The sequence below is a fragment of the Paenibacillus algorifonticola genome (assembly GCF_050481745.1).
GTDB lineage: Bacteria > Bacillota > Bacilli > Paenibacillales > Paenibacillaceae > Pristimantibacillus > Pristimantibacillus algorifonticola_A.
This window is the reverse complement of sequence record NZ_JBCNGR010000031.1, coordinates 76,165-100,063: the sequence shown is the minus strand read 5'-3', so window position 1 is coordinate 100,063 and position 23,899 is coordinate 76,165. Positions and strand designations below refer to the sequence as shown.

Sequence of the window (23,899 nt, the reverse complement as noted above, 5' to 3'; positions counted from 1 at the left end):
GATGCATACAGACAAGTCCGCTCTGCCGAATACGGTAGCGCAAATCATAAAGGAAAGGCGTACGGTGAGGGTGTTCAAGGAAGATGCGGTGTCCGTGGAGACGTTGACGGAGCTGCTCGATGTTGCGGTCTGGGCCCCTAACCATAATTTGCGCGAGCCTTGGCGTTTTATCGTGTATGAAGGGGAGGGGCGCAAAATTTTCGCAGATGCGGTGCTGTCCACCTTCTCGCCGGAGGAGCTGGCAAAGTACGGCGAGCACCGGATGAAGGAATATATGCATACCCCGCTGCATTTAATGGTCGTGCTCAAGGAGGACCCGCGTCAAAAGCAGTGGGATGAGGATTTCTCGGCCGTATGCTGTCTTATTCAAAATCTTCAGCTTGCCGCCTGGGAGCAGGGAATTGGCATGGTGTGGAAGTCGAATCCTTACATGTATAATCCGAAATTTCGCGACGAGCCTGGGGTAGGCGTACAGCCGGGTGAAAAAATTGTCGCCGTGCTCCATATTGGCTATCCGCGAGTTATTCCCCATGCTGCCCCGCGCACTCCAGCGCGTGAGCTTCTTACAATTGTTAATAAATAATTCACATTAAATTTAGTTTAATTTTCTTTAAAATTCGAAGACTCTTGGAATCTAATGATTCTAAGAGTCTTTTAATAATTTTAATATAGAAAAATAGGGCAAAAATGTACATGGATTAACTTAAAGTATTTCGTTAAAATCGTAATTGAAAATCGTTATCAATATTAGAATGCAGAGTCGCCATCCTGTTCCAGGGTGACCCTATATCCTTTTGAGGAGTGGTAGAAGATGAGTTATGGCAAGAAGAAGATGCATTTGAACTTGTTTCTGCGAAATACAGGGCATCACGAAGCGTCATGGCGCCATCCGGGCAGCGACCCGAATGGGGTGACGGATATCGACTATTATATAAAGCTGGCAAAAATGGCCGAAGCGGGCAAGCTGGATTCGCTATTTCTCGCCGATTCCTACGGCCTGCCGCCAACGATGCAGTTTCTGGTGCAGCAGGCGCTGGAGCCGTTCACGCTGCTATCGGCACTCGCGATTGCAACAAGCCGCATCGGATTGATCGGGACGGCTTCGACAACCTATAATGAGCCCTTCCATGTGGCCCGTAAATTCAATTCGCTGGATCATATTAGCCGGGGCCGGGCGGGCTTTAACATTGTAACCTCGACGGGCAATGCGACGGCCTTCAACTTTGGCGCGGCTCCGCTGCCGGAGCATACCGACCGTTATGAGCGGGCTGGCGAGTTTATGGAGGTGGCGAAAGGGCTGTGGGACAGCTGGGAGGAGGACGCGGTCGTTGCCGATAAGGCGCAGGGACTTTATGTGGACCCGGATAAGCTGCATGAAATCAACCATGTTGGCCGCCATTTCCATGTTAAGGGGCCGCTAAATTTGCCAAGGTCGCCACAAGGACATCCCGTTCTGGTACAAGCGGGAGCATCGGATACCGGCAGAGAGTTTGCCTCTCGTATGGCGGAGGCTGTTTTTACCGCGCAAAATACGCTTGAGGATGGACGGAGCTTTTATGCGGATGTGAAAGGACGGATGGCGAAATATGGCCGCTCGCCAGAGCAAATTAAAATTTTGCCGGGCTTTTGTCCGGTTATCGGCGATACATCGGCGGAGGCGAAGGAGAAGGAGCGCGAGCTGAATGAGCTGACCCAGCCGGAATACGGGGTGTATCGTTTATCCAATTTGCTGAAGATGGATTTGCGCGGTTATCCGCTCGATGGTCCGCTGCCTTTCGCAGAGCTGGCGAAAAATCATGAAATCAATTCGCAAAAAGCGCGGCATCAGCTGTATCTGGAGCTGGCGCAGCGGGAAAAGCTGACGATCCGGCAGCTTATATTGCGGACAGCAACGTCGCGCGGACATTATTCGATGTCAGGCACGCCGATTGAAATCGCCGACGAGATGGAGCGCTGGATTGTGCAGGGGGCAGCCGATGGTTTTAATTTGATGCCGCCTTATTTCCCAAGCGGGCTTGAGGAATTTACCCAGAAGGTCATTCCCGAGCTGCAAAATCGCGGCCTGTTCCGCACCGATTATGAAGGCACGACGCTGCGGGAGCATTACGGGCTGGAGCGGCCAGAGCGCTCCTCGTTCAGGCAGTCGGTCATTTCCGCCCAATAGATGGGCAGGTGGAAGGGGAGGAAGGTATGAAGGCGACCGACAGGCAGCTTCACCTGAATGTGTTTCTTATGGGCAACGGCCATCATGAGGCGGCTTGGCGTCTGCCGGGAAGCAGCCCGCAGGATGTTACAAATGCCAGCTATTACGTCAAGCTGCTGCAAACGGCGGAGCGCGGCAAGCTCGATTCCTTATTTTTGGCAGATTCGTATGCGCTGCCCCCGACTATCCGATACAAGGTGCTGCAAAGCTTGGAGCCGTTTACGCTGCTTTCTGCGCTTGCTATGCTGACTAGTCGGATTGGATTAATCGGTACGGCTTCGACGACTTACAGCCATCCGTACCATGTGGCGCGGCAGTTTGCTTCGCTTGATTTTATTAGCGGCGGCCGTGCCGCTTGGAACATTGTGACATCAACCAATGATGCCACTGCCCGCAACTTTGCTGATGAGAAGCTTCCGGAGCATGGAGAACGCTATAAGCGCGCTGCCGAGTTTTTAGAAGTGGTGCAGCGGCTGTGGGACAGCTGGGAGGACGATGCGCTTGTGCAGGATAAGGTGAGCGGCATTTACGCAGATCCTGGCAGCATACACGAGATACGCCATGAAGGCAGCTATTTTTCGGTGCGTGGCGCACTGAATTTGCCGAGGCCCCCGCAAGGGCAGCCTGTCCGGGTGCAGGCCGGCGCCTCGGAGACAGGCAAGGAATTCGCGGCGCATGCAGCGGAGGTCGTGTTTACGGCGCAAAACAGCTTCGCGGACGGCTGCCTCTTTTATACGGATTTGAAATCGCGGATGAAGAAATATGGAAGGCAGCAAGATGAACTGAAAATATTGCCGGGCTTCTGCCCGATTATTGGCGATACAGAAGCTGCGGCAAAGGATAGGGAGGCTGCGCTTCATGACCATATCCAATTTGATTACGGTTTGCTGCGTCTCTCCAATTTGTTCAGCACCGACATGACCGGATTTGAGCTGGATGAACCGGTACCCGTCGATTTTCTGGCGCAGCAAAGCGAAGTGAATGGCCACCGCGGACGCTACCAGCTTTATGTAGAGCTTGCCCGCCGGGAAAAGCTGACGATGCGTCAGCTGATTGTCAAAACGGCCGCCTCGCGCGGACATTATTCGATGGTAGGCACGCCAGTGCAAATTGCCGATGAAATGGAAAAATGGTGGCGCGGCGGAGCGGCAGACGGCTTTAATGTCATGCCTCCTTATTTGCCGGAGGGACTGGAGCTGTTCGTGGACAAGGTGGTGCCGGAGCTGCAAAACCGCGGTATTTTTCGCAGTGAATATACAGGAACAACTTTAAGGGAGCATTATGGCCTGCAGCGCCCTGCCAGCATTTATGGGCGGTCAGGGCAAATGGCGGCCAAGAGATAACGGCAGTGATGCCCTAACATGCTATGGGGAAAGGAATGAAGGAATGATTTCAGCGAAGCGGAGCATGCATATTAATTTATTTCTGATGAACACCGGGCATCATGAGGCGTCATGGCGTCATCCGGCAACAGATCCCCGCCGCATTACCGATTTGAATTATTATCGTGAGCTTGGACGAATTGCTGAACGGGGGAAGCTGGACTCGTTATTTCTCGCGGATACCCTAGTGCTGCCTCCAACAGTTGAACATAAAGTGCTGCATGGGCTGGAGCCGTTCACACTGTTGTCAGCCATAGCCGCCGTTACCGATAAGATTGGGCTGATTGGCACAGCTTCAACCACCTTTAACGATCCTTTTCATATTGCCCGCAAATTTGCCTCGCTGGACTGGATCAGCGCAGGACGGGCTGGCTGGAACATTGTGACAACGGCAAGCGAAAGCGCAGCTTATAACTTTACGGATGCGGCTTTGCCGCCGCATGACAAGCGCTACCGCAAGGCAGGTGAATTCGTAGAGGTAGTGAAGGCGCTGTGGGACAGCTGGGAGGATGATGCGCTCGTTGCCGATAAGGCGAGCGGTTTATACGCCGATATGGCGAAAATCCATCCGCTGAATCATAAGGGCGAGCATTTCGCGGTAAGCGGCCCGCTAAATATGCCGCGTTCCCCTCAAGGCCACCCGCTGCTCGTACAGGCGGGATCATCCGAAGATGGCAAGTCATTCGCAGCAATGGTGGCGGAAGCGGTATTCACTGCTCAGCCTACCTTCGAGAGCGGACAGGCCTTCTACACAGACATCAAGTCGCGTATGGAGAAGTTTGGGCGGAGCCCGGACGAGCTATGCATATTGCCGGGTTTTTTCCCCATTATCGGCGATACGCTAGCTGAGGCGCAGGACAAGCAGCGTGAGCTGGATGAATTGACGATTGTTGCCTATGGGCTGAAGCGGCTGTCGACACTGTTCAAGATCGATTTGACGGATTGTCCACTCGATGAGCCAGTACCGCTCCATCTGCTGCCGTGTCATGAGGAAATCAACGGCAATCGAGGGCGCTTTGAGCTCGTTGAAGGCATGGCCCGCAAGGAAAAGCTGACGCTCAGGCAGTTGATTATGCGCACCGCAGGATCGCGCGGACATGCATCGCTTACGGGTACGCCGCTGCAAATTGCGGACGAGCTGGAGCGGTGGTTTGTCGGCAGGGCGGCGGACGGTTTTAATTTAATGCCTTCGCATATGCCAGATGGACTGAGCGATTTCGTCGACAAGGTCATTCCCGAGCTGCAAAACAGGGGCTTGTTCCGTACCGAATATACGGGAAATACATTAAGAGAGCATTACGGGTTCAGTCGTCCCGTCGGCAGGCATAAACTGGAGGCTCCTATATGATGGGCGGCAGAAGCGAGAATCGACAGCTGTACATGAGCGTTTCAATAGATGGCCTTGATTATCTGGAGTGCGTGCAGCTGGCGGAGGCGGCAGAGCGTGCTTGTCTGCACGCTATCCTTGTTCCAGACAGCAGCATGAGTCCGAAGCCGCTGGAGTCAGCGGGACTTATCGGTCAAAGGGGGTCGGCCAATCGTTATGCCGCGTCTTCTGCCGTGCTGGAGCCATTTACTTTGCTCGCCGCCTTGTCGGCTTCGACGAGTACGATTGGGCTCATTGCGGAGATCCATGCCGCCTTCCATGAACCTTTTCACGCGGCGCGCAAGCTGGCTGCACTGGATTATATGAGCGGCGGCAGAGCAGGCTGTCTTGTGCTGCCGGGACAGGAAACTGCCGCTGCAAATTTCGCTCGAACCGATCAGCAGCAAATGCGCTTGCCCTGCTACGAGGCTGCCGCCGCTGCGGAGTTTGGTGAAGCCTTGCGGCAATTGTGGGACAGCTGGGATGACGATGCGCTTATGTATGATAAGCAGGCGGGGCTGCAATTTGATGAAGCCAAGGTGCGCGAGGTCCATTATGCAGGTCGTTATTACAGTACGCGTGGCCCGCTGAATATTGCTCGTCCCCCGCAAGGCTACCCGCCACTGGTGGCTCGAATCAGGGAGCAGGAGGACAAGCTTGCTGCAGCCAGCGGAGCAGACGTTATCATTATTGAGCCGCAATCGCTGGAGGAAGCAGCCGAGCTAGGATACGAGCTGCGAGAGCTGCTGCGAGAGCAGGGAAGGCAGCCGGAGCAATGCCGGATTTTGGCTAGTCTGAAGTCGCTTGTACATAGCAGTGCAAACAACCATGCGGAATGCTCGCTGCAATTGGGGGGCGGCTTTCAAGGCGGGACAATAGAGGTTCATCATACCCGTGAGGGAAATGCACACCAATTAGCGGATTGGATGCGGAAGTGGCAGCTTTCAGGGGCGGTTGACGGTTTTCATATGGAGCTTCCGCCGCATGCCGCGCTTGACAGCTTCAGGTATGTTGAAGAACGGCTCATTCCAGAGCTGCAGAAAAGAGGGATATTTCGCCAGGCAGCGCTTGATGGCGGGACGCTGCGGGATCAACTGGCGCTTCCAAGGCCGATTAATTCATTTCACGCCATGCGGTAAAGGGGGACGTTGCAACTGAATGAGGACAATCGCAAAATACGCTTAAATGTATTTGTACACGGAACGGGTCATCATGAGGCAGCTTGGCGGCATACCGGCATGCAGCCGCGCCAGACGCTGGATATCGGCTATTACCGCCATCTTGCGGAGGTGGCCGAGCGCGGAATGATGGATTCTATTTTTGTCAGCGATGCCTATTTTGGAAAAATCAATAAGCTGGAAGCGACTACGCTTCTGGGGGCGCTGGCTGCTGCCACAAGGCATATCGGCCTCATTGCCACAGTTGGTACGACCTACTATGAGCCGTATCATCTTGCCCGGCAAGCGGCAACGCTTGATCATATTAGCGGCGGCAGGGCAGGCTGGAATATTGTGACGGGCAGCGCCGATGAGACGGCCTTTAATTTTGGCCGAGCCGCACATCCCGAGCATGGACAGCGCTATCAGCTAGCGAAGGAATTTGTCGAGGTTGCGAAGCAGCTGTGGGACAGCTGTGAGGAGGGCGTCGCTGTTCATGCCGCTGGCTCTACTAACGGCGAGGGGGCTGCTCGACATTATGCGGTGAAAGGGCCGCTCCATGCGCCTCGTCTGCCCCAGGGCTATCCGGTGCTCGTCCAGGCGGGCTCCTCGGAAAGCGGCAAAGCGATGGGCGCGGAGATGGCCGACGTTATTTTTACAGCCCAGCAAACCTTTGAAGCAGCCCGTACTTTTTATACAGACGTCAAAGGTCGTCTTCGGGCATACGGAAGAAAGGCGGGCGAGCTGTTGATCATGCCGGGGCTATGCCCTATCGTAGCGGATACGCTTGGGGAAGCCCGGGAGCTGGAAGAAGAGCTGAATCAGCTCGTTCATATGGAGGATGCGCTGAGGCGATTATCGCGGCGCTTTGCCGCGGATTTGTCCTCGTACCCGCTCGATGGCCCGGTACCGCTGCATTTGGCAAAATCATCTGACGAAATGAATTCGCTGAAAAGCCGCCAATCGCTGCTGCTTGAACTAATCGAGGAGGAGCAGATGACGATTCGCCAGTTTGTCCATCGCTTTGCGAATGGGCGCGGCCACTTTGCTTTTACGGGAACGGCGGTGCAGCTTGCAGATGAAATGGAAAAATGGTTTCACGGCGGAGCGGCGGATGGGTTTAATGTGATGCCGCAAATTTTCCCGAGCGGGCTGGAGGCTTTTGTGGAAAAAGTCATTCCTGAGCTGCAAAATAGAGGGCTGTTTCGAACAGCCTATGAAGGAGCATCATTGCGAGAGCGTTTGGGGCTAAAGGCGCCAGCTCAGCACTGCAAGGTCTAAGGTTAATTAGCCAGAGGAGTGAGCGCTATGGGAGAAACATCGTTGAATGGATCGAAGAGACTGATTGAGAAGACGATACACTACATGCAAACTCATTTTCATGACAAAATCGATATGGTTACGTTATCCTCAATGGCGGGACTGACTACAAGCTCATACTCCCGGCTGTTTAAACAAACGATGAAGGAGCCGCCAATCAAATATTTAACGAGATTGCGCATTGAGCGGGCCAAGCGCCTTCTTTACCATAATGCAGGTCCGGTTAAGGAAGTGTCTGCCGCAGTTGGCTATGGCGATGAATTTTATTTTAGCCGCATCTTCCATCGTATGGTGGGCATACCGCCATCCCGTTATGGCAAGCAGAAGGAGATGGGCAAGGAAGAAGGCAGCGTGATGAACGAGGAGCTGTTTATTAATTAATAAAAAGAAGCTGCCCGAGCAGGCTAATTGCCTGCGGGGCAGCTTTTTTTGTTCGGTGCTTGCTCAGACTTACACCTCGTGCATATCCACGAAAGCGTCGCGGACCCGGTTCCAGAACGGGAATGGGCGATAGCGCGCAAAGCTGACCTTGCGGCTCGACACATTGCAGCGGATCGATAAAATGTCGCTGCGCAATATGCTGAGCTGGTCAATGGTCAGCAGCATCCGCTGGTTTTTCTTCGAGATGATGTCGCAGTGGTGATGCTGCGGCAGCAGCAGCGAAGAGCCCAGAGTCCGGAAAACGCGATTGTTAATGGAAGCAATTTCGGCAATTTGTATCGAGGCAATGGACGGATGGACGATAGCGCCCCCGACGCTTTTATTATAGGCGGTACTGCCGGAAGGCGTCGAAATAACGATGCCATCGCCACGGAACATTTCGAAGGGCTCATCATTGACATTGATTTGAGCGACGAGCGTGCCGTCTACCCCTTTAAGCGTGAACTCATTCAGCGCCATATAATGAAATTTACCCTCGGCCGTCTCGACCTCGATTTCCGCGAGCGGATAGCGGACGATGCTAAGCTCCTTCTCGGCCATTAAAGCGACGAGCTCGGGCAGCTCATTTTTTTGCCAGTCGGCATAAAAGCCCAAATGTCCGGTATGTACCCCTACAAAGGCGACATCCATAATGCGATCAACATATTTGTGAAAAGCCTGCAGCAGCGTGCCGTCCCCACCTATGGATACGACAATTTCAGGCGCGTCGTCATTTCGGTTGAAGCCTCGCTCTGCCGCGAGCGTATGGAACTGTTCCGCCAGTGACTGGGATATGGAATCGCCTCTGTCGATAACGGCATATTTCAAGGAATGCAGCCCCTTTTCAAATCTTCTGGTTACGTTCCCTTAAATGATATCGGAATACAGCCGTAAATTCAATGCGAGAAGCATATTTCATCCGATAAATCTGGGTATTAGGGCCCGAGCCAGCCCCATAACACATAAACGAGCCCAAATGCGATAAAACCGTGCAGCAGCCTTGCGAGCATAAGCGGCTTGTAGCGCATATCGGTTTTGCTGACGAGGCTGGCCACCTGGGCGTGAACGGATAAGCCTCCCCATGACAGCACCCAGGCTGCGATTGCCGTTTGATGCAGCAGACCTGTGCCAGCTTCACCTGCGGCGCGGGCGCCGAGCGTTACTTCGAACAGGCCGAAGATGGCGGCATCAGCGAGGGCGGGCGGAAGCCCAACCAGCTCGAACAGCTGCCGCAGCATGGCAGCGAGCATGGTGATCAGACCTGCTGACGTCAGCATTTCCATAATGACGGAGAAAAAAACAACGAGGCCGCCTACGACGATCATTAGTCGCAGCGCAGACTGAATCGCCTCTTGCAGCAGCTGGCCGAGGCCCCGTCCATCGAGCAGGCGAGCCTCGTGCATCGCCTTCAGCGCGTCCGCAAGGCGCGAACGGCGCTGCGAGCGCGAGTACTGCGAGTGCTGTAAGTGCTGTAAGTGCTGCGAGTGCTGTGAGTGTTGCGAGTGCTGCGAGTGCTGTGAGTGTTGCGAGTGCTGCGAGTGCTGTGAGTGTTGCGAGTGCTGCGAGTGTTGCGAGTACTGCGCAGACGCCGTTGTATGCAGCGGCTGATGCTCTGTCGGGCCGGGCTTTGTGCCGGAATCGGACAGGCTGCTGCTCCGTGCTTCAGTAATCGGCGCATGCGGGTCATGGAAGCGCATGAGCAGGCCGATGATGAGCGCGCCGCCATAATGAGCGGCGGCTAGCACAGGCGCCAAAGCAACATTATGGAAGAAGCCGACGGATACGGCGCCGATTAGGAAGATGGGATCGGACGTCGTCGTAAAGGCGATAATCCGTTCTCCTTCTGTACGGTTGATGAGCCGCTGCTCATAGAGCCTTGCTGTCAGCCTGGCTCCAACCGGGTAACCAGATATATAGCCCATTGCCACAACGAAGCTGCCAATACCGGGAAGCTTGAACAGCGGGCGCATGAGCGGGTCCAGCAGCTTGCCGAAAAAATGGACGATGCCAAAGCCAAGCAGCAGCTCGGATATGACGAAGAAGGGGAAAAGGGCAGGAAACAGCACCTGCCACCATATCGATAAGCCTCGCAGGGCAGATTCCAGCGCTTCATTAGGAAATACGGCCATTAACAGGGTGAGGAACACAGCAGCTAATCCTGTTAGGGCAGCGGGATGCGAGAGCGTGCGCAGCATGGTCAAGACCTCCCCTCAAAATGACGCTTCACAGTCAAAGGGACTTGTCCCGGAAAATAGGCAAGCAGCCCGTAGATCTGGCAGAAGTCCTTTGATCATCTTTATGCAGAAACTAGGACATCCATCACTTGCAAAGGAGGAAAAGCCTATAAATATATTTTTGGTCCCGGAAAGAAAACGCTTGCAAAAAGGGTAGACGCGGGATTATTTTATGGTACAATGGAATTACCTTTGAATGCTTGGAGTGATGAGAATGAGTATAATCGCTGGCATCCTCGTCTGTGCTTTCGTCTATGTAATTAGGGAATCGCTTACAGCACCAGGAGAAGAGGACTACGAAGGCTACCACTAAATTAAACCTAATCCTTTTACAAAGCCCGCATAGGTATATGCGGGCCTTTTTTCATATAACGGATTATACAGCTATGGGCTGCAGCTCAACTTTGAAGGCGGCGTGGGTGTAAAACCGATCCAGGCAGGCTTACTCCAAATAACGTTCAACTTCAAGCGAGACAAGCAGCAAGGGGCCTATACCCATATAATGGTCAGATACGACCGCCTCAGAAATGTAATACTCGAAGGAGCCATTGCGATCTTTGCTGAGCCCCGCACCATGGCAAATTTGATGAAGGTGGACGCCTTGGCTATCCTCCGTGACCAAATGGCGGATAATCCCTTCGTACCCTTTCAGCATGGCATCACGCAAGCCGGACTCCAGATAACGTAGACGCAAGCCTTTAGCCATCGCGTAGACGAACATGATCGAACCTGTCGCCTCCAAATAATTGCCTTTACGCTTGCCTTGATCAAGCACCTGATACCATAAGCCGCTGTCTTTATCCTGCACGTCAACAAGCGCAAGGCACATCCGCTGAAAAATGCCGATAATCGTACCGCGTTTCGGATGATCAATCGGGAAATGCTCCAGACAATCGACCAAAGCCATCGCATACCAGCCCATCGCCCGGCTCCAAAAATGCGAAGACAAGCCGGTATGCGAGTCTGCCCATTCCTGCTCCCCGGATTCATCCCAGCCGTGATACAGCAGCCCCGTGCGCTTGTCGCGGGTTTTGCGCTCGACAAGCAGCAGTTGATGCGCGACCTCATTCAGCAGCTCCGGACGGTCAAACACTTTCGCATATTCCGCCAGAAAAGGGGAAGCCATATACAGCCCGTCGAGCCACATTTGGAATGGGTATACTTTCTTATGCCAAAAGCCGCCCTCGGAGGTGCGGGGCTGGCTAATCAATTGGGCAGCCAGTGTATCGGCGGCTTTCGAGTAGCGTTTTTCACCCGTGTTCTCATATTGAAAAAATAAATTTTTGCCCTGGTTGATCTGATCCAGGTTGTATTCCTCCAGCGTATAGGAGCGTATCGTTCCGTCTGCTGCGATATAGTGATCCATATGGAGCTGCATGAAATGATAATAGCGCTTATCGTTCAGTTGAATGCCCGCACGGGCCATCGCCATCAGCAGCATGCCGGGAACATAGGCCCAACGCTCCATTGGATAGTGGTGCAAGCCGTCCGAGTCGCATTGGCTCATGATGGTTTCGGCTATTTTAACCGCCCATCCTGTCAAATGAACCTGTTGTTGCTCCGTCATCGTTATGATCCCCTCCTGCAATTGTCGTTTGCGCCAGCAGCTGAGTTCGCAGCCAGGCGTAAGCAGCTTCTCCGTGAATTTCATGTCCCCCATCAAAAAAGACAGCTTGCACAGCATCTGGAGACCCGGCGGTGCTATATATGCTGCGCAGCTCGGCGTATGCCTGCCGTGCAGACTGCTGCGGGAATAAGTGGTCCACAGCTCCTGCTTCCAGAAAAAGACCGCGCGGCGCAATGAGTCCGAGCAGCTCAGGCATTTCCGCTTCCAGCAGCACGCCCGGAATATAATTGTCCAGACAGTGATTGCGTGCCAAAATGCTGTCCGCAAACAGGCTTGCATAACCGCTGACTACGGCGCAGCGGATTCTGTCGTCCAAAGCGGCCGTAAAGCCCGCAACAAGACCGCCGCCGGAAATGCCCATGATGGCGATGTTATTGGAATCCACATCGCCGCGCTGCTGCAAATAGTCAATGACTCTCGAAGTCTCATAGACGCGCAAGCCTGCAAGTGTGCGCCCCGTAAGCAGCAAATGCGCAGCTATCATGAAGCAGGAGTTTTTTGCAGGCGAGTCTGCGGCCTTATCCTCATCCAGCCTGCGGTCACCGAAGCCGAGCAGCTCAGGAGCTGCGACCACATACCCTTCTTTTACAAGCGCTATGGCAAAATCTTTATGCAAGCCCGGGGCGCCAGAGCGTTCCGAGCCATCCGGGGCAAGTCCGACGATTTCCCGGCTGCCGTATCCGTGACCGTGGCAGGCAATGACAGCCGGAGCGGGCTGGGTCGCGGGATTATCCGGCAGCAGCACATATATGGCCATCCGCAGCCCGTCGACTGTGGCGATCTCCACACGTTCCCGTATATAGCCATCGCATGGTGTTCGTTCCAACAAGCATGGCTCCAGAGGCTGATGCTCGTTCGGAGCGTAATGGCCAAGCAGCTGTCCAAACGAAGCCCTAACTATTTCCCGGCGCTGCTCGGGATTCGCAGCAGCACGGGTGGACTGTCTATTAGCAGCTGCCTGCTGTACAAGCGATTGCAAATAATACTCAAGCTTTAAGGACATGCTGTTGCCCTCCCTCTTTAATCGTCCTATTGGTCAGTAGCCTTCCGGATGCCAGCCATCAAGGATGGCAATGATGCGATAGTTGGCCGCTTCGTCTGCTTCAAGCTGCCTGGACCAAGAAACGCGAGCTCCCGCAGCTGCACCTTCGCCAAAGCTGCCAAACTCCTCATAGCGGCTTGTAGCCTCACGATCCGGCTGCCCCCAGTTATGCCAGCCTTCAGGTGTGATCGAGCCGTCTATCGATGTGCGGATGAATGCAACATGGGCATAGGGCCGCCATGGCCTGCCTAAATAAACGTCCTCAACTCCTGCGGCTCCGGTAATTTTGCAGTCGAGGAATACATAGCCGAACGCGGCATCCTCGGGTGTCGAGGCGGCTGTAATATAGCCTCGGGAGCGTTTGTTATGCAAGTGGCAGCTTTCAAATACGGCCGTCGCTGCCCCGAAAATATAATCGACATCGCCTTCAATGTAGCACTCGCTGTAATATTGCTTGCCTTTGCCCGTATACAGCGTATCCTGATCGCCCAGCAGCCTGACGCGGCGGAATACAGCTTGATCGGCATCGACGAACGCGGCTACAGCCTGGCCTGTGCCGGGCCCCGAGGCGTTGCGAATCGTCACATTTTCCGCTGTGAATGCTTCTGCCCATACATTTAAAGTGCCCGAACGAAACGTTCCGAGCGGCTCCCCGTCCGGTCCCAGCGTATGGGCATTGTCTGACCATGTAATAATCGTTTTCTCACTGTCTTCCCCGAGCAGTAGAATAGGCGGGGCAGTGGCTGGAATCGTGATCTTTTCCTCATAGATTCCCGGCCTGATGCGAATCGTGACCGCTTCGGCAAATTCTGCCGGAATAGAGTCAATGGCTGCCTGCAAGCGGCTGTATTCAGCATGGTCTTCTTTGGATACGGTAATCAGCATAGCGAGCGCTCCTTTCAAATAAGCGAAGTTTTATCTATAATGGGGGGTATTATATTGAACCTTGCATCCATACGGAGGAATGCCCATGACCGCGTCTGCGTCCGACAGCCTCAATCCGAAATATCATATGGAAGACGGCAAGCTGAGCATTCAGCATATGAAGCGCAAAGGCGCCACCGCGATGCCTCGTCCACACAGCCATGCATCGGTCGAGCTGTACTACCTGCTGAATGGCGAGCGTGTCTATTTTGTGGACGGGCAGGTGGTTACCGTGCATAAAGGCGAGCTTATTATGATTGCCGGGCATGAAATTCATGCGACGGCCAGCTCCGAGGTAGCGGAATTTGAGCGAATACTCATTAATTATGACCCTGTCATTTTGCCGCAGGCTCTGCAAAAGCTGGAGCTGCTGCCTCATGGACGAGGGTTTCGCGTCTTCCCGCTTTCGCTGCGCGAGCAGGGGGAAATGGAACGCATCCTTAACAAAATGCTGGATGAAAGCCGGCAGGAAAAGCCTTATTACGAATCCTATTGCCTATCCTTGCTGGCGGAGCTGATCATTTTGCTAGGCCGCTTCGAGAATACGGCAAGTCGGTCAAATCCTTCTCGTTACTCGCTGCATAATAAAGTGTCTGAAATCGCGACTTACGTGCGCGAGCATTATCGTGAAGCCGTGACGCTGGAGGATACGGCGAAGCATTTTTATTTGAGCAGCTCCTATCTCAGCCGAATTTTTCATAAGCTCACCGGCTTCCGCTTTCGAGAATACATTATTCACATCAGGGTTCGTGAAGCGCAGCAGCTGCTTGGCGGCTCCCGCCAGAAAATTCAGGAAATCGCATTAGCTGTAGGCTTCGAGCATTTATCCCATTTCAATAAGACGTTTAAAAAAGCGACCGGACTCACGCCGATGGAGTACCGCAGGCAGGCAAAAAACGGACAAGCTCCGCCGCATCAGCCTTTTTAAGGGAGGTGCTTGCCTGCGAGCTTCTATTACCGTCCTTTTTTACGCCAATGCTACTCAACGATCGAATGGTTACATTGATACAGCTGAACCTCGGGGAGCGTTGACGTATGCAGCTTCAATTTCTCCAGCTTTAAATGATCGGCATAGCGGGCAATTACCCCGTTAACAGCTGTTGCCTCCAGCCCCTCAACGGTTAAGCCGCTTAGCGGCAGCTCGGGAAGCCCGTTTATGAGCAAAGCTGTTGCAGCTCCGTGGCAGGTCAGCTCGCGCAGTGTAATATTGCGGAAGACGGGCGTTTCCTCAGTCACCTCAAAAAGCTGCTCATCGCAGCCCTCCGAGCCTTCCACCCCGGCATAAAAGAAATGAAACGAAATGGCCTCGCGCACAATATCCGCCATTTGAATTCTTTCCATGACAATATCTTCAACTACGCCGCCGCGGCCGCGCACGCTTTTGAAGCGCAAGCCAATATCCGTGCTGATGAACTGGCAGTCAGAGGCATATACGGCTTTGACGCCGCCGGACATCTCGCTTCCGATTACGATGCCGCCATGGCCATGGTAGACGGTGCAATGCCGAATCGTTACGAATTCGCAGGGCAGTGCCCGCCTTCTGGCCTCCTCGCCCTTGCCCGACTTCAAGCATATGGCGTCATCGCCAACGTCGAAGGTGCAATGCTCGATGAGCGAGTGGCGGCAGGATTCCAGATCAAGGCCGTCCCCATTTTGGGAATGCCAAGGGTTGCGCACGTTCAGCCGCCGGATCGTTACCTGCTCACAGTTATACAGGTGCAAGCACCAAGCCGGGGAATTTTGAAACGTTGGCCCATCAAGCCTTACCCTGGAGCAGCCGCGCAGACTAAGCAAGGTGGGACGGAGATAGGCTCTTGCTGGCAAATACGCCTCGCAAGTCGTCACACCACGCTGGTGCAGCCCATGAGCAAGTGCTTCTCCTTCCATCGCCTCAAGCGACGGCCACCACATATCGCCTTCCTCATTAACAGCCCCGCCGGATTGAAGCAGTCCATTCCATTGCTCATTCGTCAGCTTAAAGCGCTTGACCGGACGCCAGCCCTGTCCGCCCCCATCGAAAATGCCTTCACCCGAAATCGCGATGTCTTCCAGATTCTCGCCATCAAGCGGCGCTTGGCAGCGAACAGCCGATTGTCCCTCAAAATGCGAGGCCACCAGCGGGTACAGGTCAGCCTTTGGCTCAAACATAACCAGTGCGCCTTGCTGCGCATGAAGCTCGATTCGGCTATGCAGACGCAGCGGCCCTGTCCGCCATAGGCCAGGTGGAATGATCACCCGGCCGCCTCCCGCTGCGGAGCAGGCGTCGATCGCCTGCTGAAACGATGCAGTACACAGCGTCAGGCTGCCCGGCGCAGCTCCAAATTCCGTTACGAGGAAGCTTCTGTCTGGAATAGTCGGCAAGGCCGGAAGCGGATATCGCATCTTTTCCGTAGTATCCATTCGTCAAGCCTCCTGCCTAATCTGCAATCGGTTCGTAGCTGAACCAGTCGAAATCCGCAAAATGTGTGCGATCTGCATGGGTGCAGGCAGCATACATCCCCATATAGGCGCCCGTAAAACCTCCGGCCTTATCGGTACTGAGTAGCGTACCATCTGCTGCTTCGCCAAGCGGCTGCCAATTTGGCGACCCAGCTTCTCGCCAGCAGAAGCTGTAGCTTTGGCCATGCGCCTCGGCCTTCAATTCCAGATGGCTTCCACTGTAAGGAATGGCGGCGAGCACGGTTTCTTCCCCTTGCCTCCGCTCGGTAAGGCGGATTTCCTTGATCCCTTCATAGCTGCCGTATTCTGCGCGGAACTGGAAGTCGGCATTTTGCAGCAGGACGATGCCGGCGACATCGCCAGCTTGCTCTGGTGCAAAGTTCATGGTGGTCTGAGCACGGAAATTCATATGCTGCTGTCTGCGTCCAACGAAGGCAGGGTTGCTGTCAGCAGCGATGGAGTCCGGCTTCAGCTTAAGGCGCAATGAGCCCGGATTTTCTGTGAGACTCCAGAAATCGCTGCGCGGGGTGCGAATAAAATTCCAGATCGGCGATAGCTCCGGCTGGTCGAAGTCATCGCGCGCCGGCAGCTGCGGCCATAGCGTCTCCGGCAAGCTTGGAGCCAGAGCCTCCAGCTCTATCATTCCTTTGCCTGGATTGACGACCGGCCATTCCCGCTCCCATACAACGGGCACTAGGAACGTTTCACGTCCCAAATTGCGGTAATAGCCGCCATAAGGTCTGGAGGCGAGACACAGCATCCACCAGTCCCCATGCTGGGTTTCAATCAGCTCGCCATGGCCGACATTGACGATCGGATAGCTGCGGCCCAGATGGCGATGTGTGAGAATCGGATTGCCCTTATAGCCCTCATAGGGGCCAGCCACCGATTCGCTGCGCGCAATCGTAATCGCATGGGTATGGCCGGTCCCTCCCTCAGCAATCAGCAAGTAGTACCAGCTGCCGATTTTGTACACGTGAGGGCCTTCTTGGGCGTGAGCCACCTTCAGTGCGCCTTGCCAGATGCTCGTCTTCGGTCCGACCAGCTTCCCGCTCTCCAAATCCAGCTCTTGCAGCCAAATGTCCATATGCTTCGGATAAAGCTGGCCTTCTGGGGGGAAGCGGTTCCCGGTATAATAAACCTTGCCGTCTTCATCAAAAAACAAGGAGGGGTCTATGCCCGGCGCATCCTCCAGCCATACGGGGTCCGACCAGCTTCCGGCGGGATCGGTTGCGGTGACATAGAAGTTATGGCATTCCTTGTCGTTGTCTACAAAAGTCGTAATCATATAATAGGTCCCGTTATGATAACGCAGCGTTGGCGCCCAAATGCCCCTTGATGGAGCAATTGCATCCAAATTGAGCTGGGAAGGACGATCAAGCACATGTCCGATTTGCCGCCAATTGACGAGATCCTTGCTGTGAAAAATCGGAACTCCGGGGAAAAACTCAAAGCTAGATGTAACCAAATAATAGTCTTCTCCGACGCGTATCGCTGACGGATCGGGATAAAAGCCGGGTAGAACAGGGTTTTGGAATGTGCGCATGCGCTTTGCCTCCTAGCAGAAAATAAAATGTAAGCCCATACAAGTATAGATCAAAAAAACATCATAATCTTGAAGCTTTCATGCTCAATTTTATATTTTTTATATATTCTTGTCGTAGTTGAGCTAGTTTCAGCTGATAGGGCAGTTAACATTCCTTGAAGAAATGTGTATAGTGGAAACTATAAAGGGGCGATAGCGATGGCAGGAGAGAAGCAACTGCAAGTCCGTTTTTTTATGAGCTTAGCGCTGATTTCGATTTGCTCAGTGCTCGTTCTGTCCACGGTACTGTTTTTCTGGTTCCGGGAAAAAACGATAGACAATGTCAATAAAGCGAACGAGTCCGTCCTCCTCAATACAGAGACGGTATTTATGAAATATATGGACATGGTGCAAAATTACACGATGGACTTTTACCATAATCCGAACATTTATACCGTTATGCAGAGCGGAGACAACAGTTGGAGCGAGCAGCTGTATAGTGCGCTTAGCCAAATTCGCGGCACGCTGACGATCAATAATTTTATTGAAAACGCTTATATTTTGGGATCGGGCGCTCCCGTTATGATGTTCGAGAACAATCCGCTTAGTAAGGCTGCAAAGCAGGAGCTGTTCGAGCGGGTTCGGGACAGCGAAATCAGGCAATCCCCGTTTGTCTGGAATGCGACGCTGAATAATGGGCAAAGCGAAACGATGATGACTACTTTTTATAACGATCGAGCTTTCAGCAGCAGCGAATATAATGGTGCGATCGCGATGACGATCAACCTGAGAAAGCTGCAGGAAAACTTATTTAATAGCAATGAAGGAGATACACGCTATGCGGTTCTAAATGCAGACCGCATTGTGCTCATGCAGAGCAACTCTTCGGAGGAAGCGTTCGATAGCAGGCTGCTGCAGCAAATTGTGTCTGTACAAAGCAAGGAGGGCACGCTTGTATGGAAAACAGACGGCGGGGACAAAAAACTGATTACGTATCATCAGTCGCAAAATGGAGGGCTGTGGTTTATTTCGGAAACCTCCTATAAAAACAGCGTCCGCGACATTGCAAGCGCCCGCAATCTAATGGTCGGGCTTTGTCTTGTGCTGATCGCTGCTGCTTCAGCTATTGCTGCCTTTGTGTCCTATCGCATGTATAAGCCAATCGGAACATTGTTTGGGACGATACGCAATTTGTCCGACGATCGGCTTGCTTTCCCGCATGGTGGCGGTTTTGATGAAGCGAACCGGGAGCTTGAGAAAATTGGGAATCGAGTCAAGGCGCTCAAGCAGGAAAATGAAGACAGCGCGCTGCTGCGCTGGCTAACGTCGCCTTACCGGGCTGACGAGCATGTGCCTTCTGCACTGCCGCCGATTAATCAGACACGTGACAATGGGACATTTTGCGTGGCTGTGCTCCATATCGGTTTGTCCAGCGGAGATAGCAGCCTGCCTGCGACAAGGTGGAGAGAGCATATCCGCGGTTTGCCAGAGCTGACTGAGCAGCTGTTTGCTGGAACGGGCACCTGCCGCGGCTTCTTCCCGCATCATGAAGCCGCTGTTCTCATTGTCAGCGAGACGGAGAACGGCAGCTTTGGAGATTATGTGACGTTCCGCGAACGATGGGAACAGTTATATGGCTCCATAAGGCAGTGGGATGGGGCTGCATGCACCATTGGCATAAGCCGTCTATCTGCCGATTCCTTGCAGCTGAAGCAAATGTATGACGAAGCCAGCAACAGCCTTCAATATATTAAGCTGCATGAGCATTTATCTCTCAGCTTTGCAGATGACATCATTCATTTGAACAGCAGCTCCGTTCCTGACAGCACGCTTGAATTTGTGCTTCAAGCGGTCAGAAGCCAGGAGCGCGAGCTGCTGCCGAAAGCGGTCGAGCGTTTGCTTGCAGTCGCATGCAGCTACAAAGTAGAGCAGGCGACGGTTGCGTTGTCCAGACTGGCTTCAGACCTTCAGAAAATAGCGGAAACCGGTCTTGCCGAAAGCCTGCCGCGGCATACGGATTTCCTGGATCATTATCAGCGCATCTGGCGTATGCGAAGCTACACGGAGCTGCGAGCATGGCTGGAGCAGCTGTGTGCTGAGGCATATGGGAAGCTGAATGAAGTAAATACGGTACAAACCCGCAATTTGGCTAGTGAAGCCATCGTGTATATCCGCAGCCATTTCGGTGACCAGACGCTTTCCTTGAACGGTCTTGCAGAGAAGCTGACGATTAGTCCGCCTTACTTGAGCCGCCTGATTACAGAAGCGACGGGCAGCAGCTTTCCCGATTTCGTCAATCTGGTTAGATTGGAGCATGCCCGAAGCCTCCTCATTGCTGAGCTTGAACTCGACATCCGCGAAATTGCTGAAAAATCAGGCTATAACAGCAGCACCTATTTTACAACGCTATTCAAAAAACGCTATGGCGTAACGCCATCCAAATGGCGCCTGAATTATATTTTGCAGAAGGAAAACTGAAGATTATGGCAGGGCGAGCAAACGGAAAAAGGGAGCATATAAAGCGTCCCTTCCTCAATTGAGGAAGGGACGCTTTTTCTATTTTAGCCTTGCTATCTACCCTGAAAAGCCGCATTTCCAGGGCCTTTTTTTATTTTTTAAGGGATTTCACTTTTTTTAAGCCTGCTCATTTCGCACTGTTTAAGCGTTTTCATTTATTTGTGATTGCGCTTTCATTTTGGGCGGGGCTATAGTGGACCCACAGACCGAAACTAAAACCAGAGGGAGTGAAACATCATGTCAGACGAAGCTATTCAGCTTAGCAAAGCAGCAGGCGGAAGGCGACGGTTCAAGTCGCTGCGCAATGACAGCTCGCTGTTTCTGCTTGCGCTGCCTGGCGTTATTGTACTTGTACTATTCGCCTATCTGCCCATGAGCGGGCTCATACTCGTATTCAAAAACTACAATTTCAACGGCGGCATATTCGGCAGCCCTTGGGCAGGCTTCGCAAACTTTGAATTTTTCTTCTCAAGCATGGACAATGCGATCCGCGCCACACGCAATACCGTCATGCTGAACGTATTGTACATGCTTACGGGTACGTTTTTCTCAGTAGCCATCGCGATCGTGCTGAATGAGCTGAGAGGCAAGCTTTTTATCAAAATTACGCAAAGCGTCATGTTTTTTCCTTATTTTATTTCCTGGATCGTCATTGGGGCGATATTGTTTTCCTTCCTCGACTTTGACAAGGGGGTTATGAACCGCCTGCTCGAGGCAGTAGGTATGCAGCCCGTTGACTGGTACTCCAATCCGTGGCTGTTCGTAGTTGTGCTCGTACTTGCTAATATTTGGAAAAGTGCAGGCTATGGCGCCATCATTTATTATGCGGTGCTGCAAGGCATCGATCCTTCTTATTATGAGGCCGCGCGAATAGATGGCGCCTCGCGCATACAGCTAATTACGCGCATTACGCTGCCTCTGCTAATACCGTCGATCATCCTGCTTACTTTGCTTGGCATCGGGGGAATGCTCAAGGGCGATCTCAGCATGATTATGGGCGTAACCTTCCTGAACCCGCTGCTGCTGCCGACTACCGACATTATCGACGTGTATGTATACCGTACAGCCATCCGCTCCGGCGAATTCGGCTTCGCTTCAGCTATTACGCTGTATCAGTCCGTCTTCGGGTTTCTGCTCGTGCTGATCGCAAACAAGCTGGCTGGATGGTACGACAAGGAAAGCAAACTATTTTAGGAGACATGTGATATGGCTAATCAAGAAAACAAAACGCTCATTATCTTTTTTTATGCCGGCATCAGCCTATTCGCCCTTATTTGCCTGATTCCGTTCGTAATGGCCGTCTCAGGCTCATTCTCGACAGAGTCGAGGCTCGCAGCGGAAGGTTATTCCTTCCTGCCTCGGGGCTTCAGCCTAGACACGTATGCCTTTATGTTTGGCTCGAAGGCGGAGCAAATTTTGCAAGCGTATTTGACGTCTGCAGTCGTTACGGTACTCGGCACAGCGTCCGCCGTGCTCGTTACAACAGCCTACGCCTACGTTATATCGGTGAAGGGCTTCCGCTATCGCAACTTTTTCGCCTTTATGGCTTATTTTACGATGCTGTTCAGTGGCGGCACGCTGCCTTGGTATATTTTAGCTACGAAATATTATCATCTGGACAATACGCTTGCTGGTCTGTTCGTTCCTTACTTGCTCAACGTGTTTCTTATGTATTTGCAAGCCAATTATTTCAAAAGCATTCCGCATGAAATTATCGAATCCGCTCAAATCGACGGTGCGGGCCATATTCATATCTTTTTCCGTATTATGCTGCCGCTTGGACAGGTTGGTCTTGTGACGATCTCCTTATTTTATGCGCTGCAGTTCTGGAATGATTTCTACTTGCCGCTGCTGCTTGTTTCGGAGGAGAGGCTGTATACGATCCAATACATGATGTACAACATGATGGCTAACATTCAATATTTGGCTTCTGGAAACAGCGCGCAAATTGGCGGCGCTATCATTGCCCCTCCTCTGGAGACGGCCAAGATGGCGATGACCTGTCTGACCGTGCTGCCGATCGCGATTTTGTATCCGTTCCTCCAGCGTTATTTCGTAAGGGGAATTATCGTCGGTTCCGTCAAGGGCTGATACGGCTTTTTGCGGTTGTACATGGTATGATGGACGAATTCCTTTATATTAGATCAGCGTCCATGCTGCCATTGAACAATATACAAGCATAAAAACAATACAGGAGGGTTCACACATGGTAAAGAAACGCGTATGGTCAGCTCTGCTCTTGGCAGCGCTGCTGCTTGTCACCGCCTGCGGCACGGGAAGCAATAACGGGAATGAATCTGCATCGCCTGCTAATGGCACAAATAATGAAAGCGCTGGCACCGGGCTTAAGCCGGCCAAGCTCAAAATCGTCCTTTACGGCGACGAGTCCAGCCGCATGAAGGAGCTTTCCAAAGCAGAATTTAAGGATCTGATCAAAAAAGAAATCAACGCCGACATTGAATTTCAGTTTCTGCCCTGGACAGAATACGGCGGCGGGAAAACCGATTTGATGCTGTCAACCGGCGAAGATTTTGCAACCTATACGGATACGAATTATATGGTTAAGTCCGTAGCAAAAGGACTTTATACCGATCTGACGCCATTTATGGAACAAGCGGCTGGCGATCTGAAGAAATCGATTGATGACAATTCCTTTACGGCCTTCCAGCTTAACGGCAAGCAGTATGCAGTTCCGGTAGGCAATAAGCCGAACTCGGGGGAGTTCTACAGCGTGCTGGCGCGCCAGGATTTGCTGGAGGAGGTTGGAATGACCAGCCTTTCATCGTTGGCGGAGCTGGAGCAATTTTATGACAAAGTCCATGCGAAGCATCCTGAGCTGATTGGTTTTGCAAGCACAGACGCCCGCAGATTGCTGATGTACGAATATACGGACAAAAATTTGTTCTGGCAAAATGATATGCTCGCTATTGATGAATCGGCCAAGGATGACAAAGTGATCAGCTGGTTTGAAAGCGAGGAGTTCAAAGCGTATGCCGCGATCATGAAGGGCTGGTACCAGAAGGGTATTATTCCTAAATATGCAGCGACTAATCTGCCTCAATTGCAATCCGATTGGAACTCCGGCAAGGCGATGTTCTGGGCTGGAACAGCAGCGCGTCCGTTTGAAGGCGCGGCTTCGATAACGCAGGCTGTTCCGACAGCGAAGCTTGCCAACTATTTTTTGAGCAAGGATCTGCCAAAGATTAGCCGTGGCACGTATAGCACCGCATGGTTTGTATCGGCTAATGCTGCTGATCCCGAACGTTATGTGATGTTCTTCAATTTGCTTCAGAAAAATCAGGAGCTGTACGATTTGTTCGCGTATGGCATCAAGGATAAGGACTATACGCTTGATGAGAACGGCAGACTGACACGCACCACTACCGATTCGCTTATACCGGATTGGCTGCTGATGAATAAAAACTTTATGCGTTTCGACAATACGGTTCCAGAAGACTTTATTGCCCAGTATAAAGCATGGGACGATGATGCGATTATTTCGAAGGGTGCAGGCTTCAACTTCGATAATACGCCAGTTAAAAACGAGGAAACCAAAATCAATGGCGTATTCTCGGAGCTGTTGTCGCCAATAGCCAGCGGATTCCTGGACTACGATACGTATTTCCCGAAAGCATTGGATAAGCTGAAGGCCGCAGGCTTTGACAAATACATGGCGGAATACCAGAAGCAATTTTCCGCATGGTACGCTGCCAAGCCGTAAGGCAGTCTGTCCTAGGGAAGCA

19 protein-coding genes are annotated in these 23,899 nt (G+C 52.7%); 12 read left to right on the top strand and 7 right to left on the bottom strand.

Annotated features, from left to right (window positions below; translation table 11 throughout):
• Position 1 precedes the first annotated feature (1 nt).
• The 7 genes from ABEW34_RS22965 to ABEW34_RS22935 all read left to right on the top strand — a co-directional run bounded on the left by ABEW34_RS22965 (position 2) and on the right by ABEW34_RS22935 (position 7,809).
• A complete protein-coding gene (locus tag ABEW34_RS22965; protein ID WP_430161730.1) occupies positions 2–583 on the top strand; it encodes a nitroreductase family protein in 582 nt (193 codons plus the stop codon).
• Positions 584–811: 228 nt separating this feature from the next.
• A complete protein-coding gene (locus tag ABEW34_RS22960) occupies positions 812–2,164 on the top strand; it encodes an LLM class flavin-dependent oxidoreductase (protein WP_430161728.1) in 1,353 nt (450 codons plus the stop codon).
• Positions 2,165–2,190: 26 nt separating this feature from the next.
• Positions 2,191–3,546, top strand: a complete 1,356-nt coding sequence (locus tag ABEW34_RS22955) for an LLM class flavin-dependent oxidoreductase (protein WP_430161726.1) — start codon at positions 2,191–2,193, stop codon at positions 3,544–3,546.
• 43 nt (positions 3,547–3,589) lie between these two features.
• Positions 3,590–4,933: an LLM class flavin-dependent oxidoreductase gene (locus ABEW34_RS22950; protein ID WP_430161724.1), complete on the top strand. Its 1,344-nt coding sequence runs from the start codon at positions 3,590–3,592 to the stop codon at positions 4,931–4,933.
• The gene (locus ABEW34_RS22945; RefSeq protein ID WP_430161722.1) at positions 4,930–6,090 is read left to right on the top strand and encodes an LLM class flavin-dependent oxidoreductase; all 1,161 of its coding nucleotides are present in this window, start codon (positions 4,930–4,932) and stop codon (positions 6,088–6,090) included. Before ABEW34_RS22950 ends, ABEW34_RS22945 begins: the two co-directional genes overlap by 4 nt.
• A gap of 15 nt (positions 6,091–6,105) precedes the next feature.
• On the top strand, positions 6,106–7,389 hold the full coding sequence (locus ABEW34_RS22940) for an LLM class flavin-dependent oxidoreductase (RefSeq protein WP_430161768.1): 1,284 nt from the start codon (positions 6,106–6,108) through the stop codon (positions 7,387–7,389).
• 27 nt (positions 7,390–7,416) lie between these two features.
• Complete coding sequence (locus ABEW34_RS22935) at positions 7,417–7,809, top strand: helix-turn-helix domain-containing protein (protein ID WP_430161720.1); 393 nt, start codon at positions 7,417–7,419, stop codon at positions 7,807–7,809.
• Positions 7,810–7,878: 69 nt separating this feature from the next.
• Here the strand turns inward: ABEW34_RS22935 and ABEW34_RS22930 are convergent, their stop codons facing one another.
• From ABEW34_RS22930 to ABEW34_RS22910, 5 genes are all read right to left on the bottom strand, one after another.
• Positions 7,879–8,676 carry an NAD kinase gene (locus ABEW34_RS22930; RefSeq protein ID WP_430161718.1) on the bottom strand — a complete coding sequence of 266 codons (798 nt, stop codon included), beginning with the start codon at positions 8,674–8,676 and terminating at the stop codon, positions 7,879–7,881.
• 107 nt (positions 8,677–8,783) lie between these two features.
• Positions 8,784–10,043 (bottom strand): nucleoside recognition domain-containing protein, encoded by a 1,260-nt coding sequence (locus ABEW34_RS22925; protein ID WP_430161716.1) that lies wholly within the window; start codon positions 10,041–10,043, stop codon positions 8,784–8,786.
• Positions 10,044–10,524: 481 nt separating this feature from the next.
• On the bottom strand, positions 10,525–11,649 hold the full coding sequence (locus tag ABEW34_RS22920; protein ID WP_430161714.1) for a glycoside hydrolase family 88/105 protein: 1,125 nt from the start codon (positions 11,647–11,649) through the stop codon (positions 10,525–10,527).
• Positions 11,606–12,712, bottom strand: coding sequence for a dienelactone hydrolase family protein (locus ABEW34_RS22915; RefSeq protein WP_430161712.1), 1,107 nt, complete (start codon positions 12,710–12,712; stop codon positions 11,606–11,608). Before ABEW34_RS22915 ends, ABEW34_RS22920 begins: the two co-directional genes overlap by 44 nt.
• A 33-nt stretch (positions 12,713–12,745) precedes the next feature.
• Positions 12,746–13,636: a pectinesterase family protein gene (locus ABEW34_RS22910; protein WP_430161710.1), complete on the bottom strand. Its 891-nt coding sequence runs from the start codon at positions 13,634–13,636 to the stop codon at positions 12,746–12,748.
• Positions 13,637–13,721: 85 nt separating this feature from the next.
• Here ABEW34_RS22910 and ABEW34_RS22905 point away from each other — a divergent pair, with 85 nt between their 5' ends.
• Positions 13,722–14,603 (top strand): AraC family transcriptional regulator, encoded by an 882-nt coding sequence (locus tag ABEW34_RS22905; protein ID WP_430161708.1) that lies wholly within the window; start codon positions 13,722–13,724, stop codon positions 14,601–14,603.
• A gap of 50 nt (positions 14,604–14,653) precedes the next feature.
• On the opposite strand, the gene ABEW34_RS22900 is transcribed toward ABEW34_RS22905, so the two are convergent.
• Positions 14,654–16,075, bottom strand: a complete 1,422-nt coding sequence (locus ABEW34_RS22900; protein WP_430161706.1) for a glycoside hydrolase family 28 protein — start codon at positions 16,073–16,075, stop codon at positions 14,654–14,656.
• Positions 16,076–16,091: 16 nt separating this feature from the next.
• Positions 16,092–17,660: a glycoside hydrolase family 43 protein gene (locus ABEW34_RS22895; protein ID WP_430161704.1), complete on the bottom strand. Its 1,569-nt coding sequence runs from the start codon at positions 17,658–17,660 to the stop codon at positions 16,092–16,094.
• A gap of 198 nt (positions 17,661–17,858) precedes the next feature.
• Here ABEW34_RS22895 and ABEW34_RS22890 point away from each other — a divergent pair, with 198 nt between their 5' ends.
• The 4 genes from ABEW34_RS22890 to ABEW34_RS22875 all read left to right on the top strand — a co-directional run bounded on the left by ABEW34_RS22890 (position 17,859) and on the right by ABEW34_RS22875 (position 23,877).
• Positions 17,859–20,117 (top strand): helix-turn-helix domain-containing protein, encoded by a 2,259-nt coding sequence (locus ABEW34_RS22890; RefSeq protein WP_430161702.1) that lies wholly within the window; start codon positions 17,859–17,861, stop codon positions 20,115–20,117.
• 276 nt (positions 20,118–20,393) lie between these two features.
• Positions 20,394–21,350, top strand: coding sequence for an ABC transporter permease (locus ABEW34_RS22885; protein WP_056041257.1), 957 nt, complete (start codon positions 20,394–20,396; stop codon positions 21,348–21,350).
• A 12-nt stretch (positions 21,351–21,362) separates the two neighbouring features.
• Positions 21,363–22,247, top strand: a complete 885-nt coding sequence (locus ABEW34_RS22880; RefSeq protein WP_430161700.1) for a carbohydrate ABC transporter permease — start codon at positions 21,363–21,365, stop codon at positions 22,245–22,247.
• A 115-nt stretch (positions 22,248–22,362) separates the two neighbouring features.
• On the top strand, positions 22,363–23,877 hold the full coding sequence (locus ABEW34_RS22875; RefSeq protein WP_430161698.1) for a DUF3502 domain-containing protein: 1,515 nt from the start codon (positions 22,363–22,365) through the stop codon (positions 23,875–23,877).
• The last annotated feature ends 22 nt before the right edge of the window (positions 23,878–23,899 follow it).

Coding starts and splice junctions, on each gene's coding strand:
- ABEW34_RS22915 (WP_430161712.1), bottom strand. CDS start 12,712: ATGTCCTTAAAGCTTGAGTATTATTTGCAATCGCTTGTACAGCAGGCA.
- ABEW34_RS22960 (WP_430161728.1), top strand. CDS start 812: ATGAGTTATGGCAAGAAGAAGATGCATTTGAACTTGTTTCTGCGAAAT.
- ABEW34_RS22875 (WP_430161698.1), top strand. CDS start 22,363: ATGGTAAAGAAACGCGTATGGTCAGCTCTGCTCTTGGCAGCGCTGCTG.
- ABEW34_RS22890 (WP_430161702.1), top strand. CDS start 17,859: ATGGCAGGAGAGAAGCAACTGCAAGTCCGTTTTTTTATGAGCTTAGCG.
- ABEW34_RS22880 (WP_430161700.1), top strand. CDS start 21,363: ATGGCTAATCAAGAAAACAAAACGCTCATTATCTTTTTTTATGCCGGC.
- ABEW34_RS22920 (WP_430161714.1), bottom strand. CDS start 11,649: ATGACGGAGCAACAACAGGTTCATTTGACAGGATGGGCGGTTAAAATA.
- ABEW34_RS22895 (WP_430161704.1), bottom strand. CDS start 17,660: ATGCGCACATTCCAAAACCCTGTTCTACCCGGCTTTTATCCCGATCCG.
- ABEW34_RS22950 (WP_430161724.1), top strand. CDS start 3,590: ATGATTTCAGCGAAGCGGAGCATGCATATTAATTTATTTCTGATGAAC.
- ABEW34_RS22925 (WP_430161716.1), bottom strand. CDS start 10,043: ATGCTGCGCACGCTCTCGCATCCCGCTGCCCTAACAGGATTAGCTGCT.
- ABEW34_RS22910 (WP_430161710.1), bottom strand. CDS start 13,636: ATGCTGATTACCGTATCCAAAGAAGACCATGCTGAATACAGCCGCTTG.
- ABEW34_RS22905 (WP_430161708.1), top strand. CDS start 13,722: ATGACCGCGTCTGCGTCCGACAGCCTCAATCCGAAATATCATATGGAA.
- ABEW34_RS22900 (WP_430161706.1), bottom strand. CDS start 16,075: ATGGATACTACGGAAAAGATGCGATATCCGCTTCCGGCCTTGCCGACT.
- ABEW34_RS22885 (WP_056041257.1), top strand. CDS start 20,394: ATGTCAGACGAAGCTATTCAGCTTAGCAAAGCAGCAGGCGGAAGGCGA.
- ABEW34_RS22935 (WP_430161720.1), top strand. CDS start 7,417: ATGGGAGAAACATCGTTGAATGGATCGAAGAGACTGATTGAGAAGACG.
- ABEW34_RS22945 (WP_430161722.1), top strand. CDS start 4,930: ATGATGGGCGGCAGAAGCGAGAATCGACAGCTGTACATGAGCGTTTCA.
- ABEW34_RS22955 (WP_430161726.1), top strand. CDS start 2,191: ATGAAGGCGACCGACAGGCAGCTTCACCTGAATGTGTTTCTTATGGGC.
- ABEW34_RS22965 (WP_430161730.1), top strand. CDS start 2: ATGCATACAGACAAGTCCGCTCTGCCGAATACGGTAGCGCAAATCATA.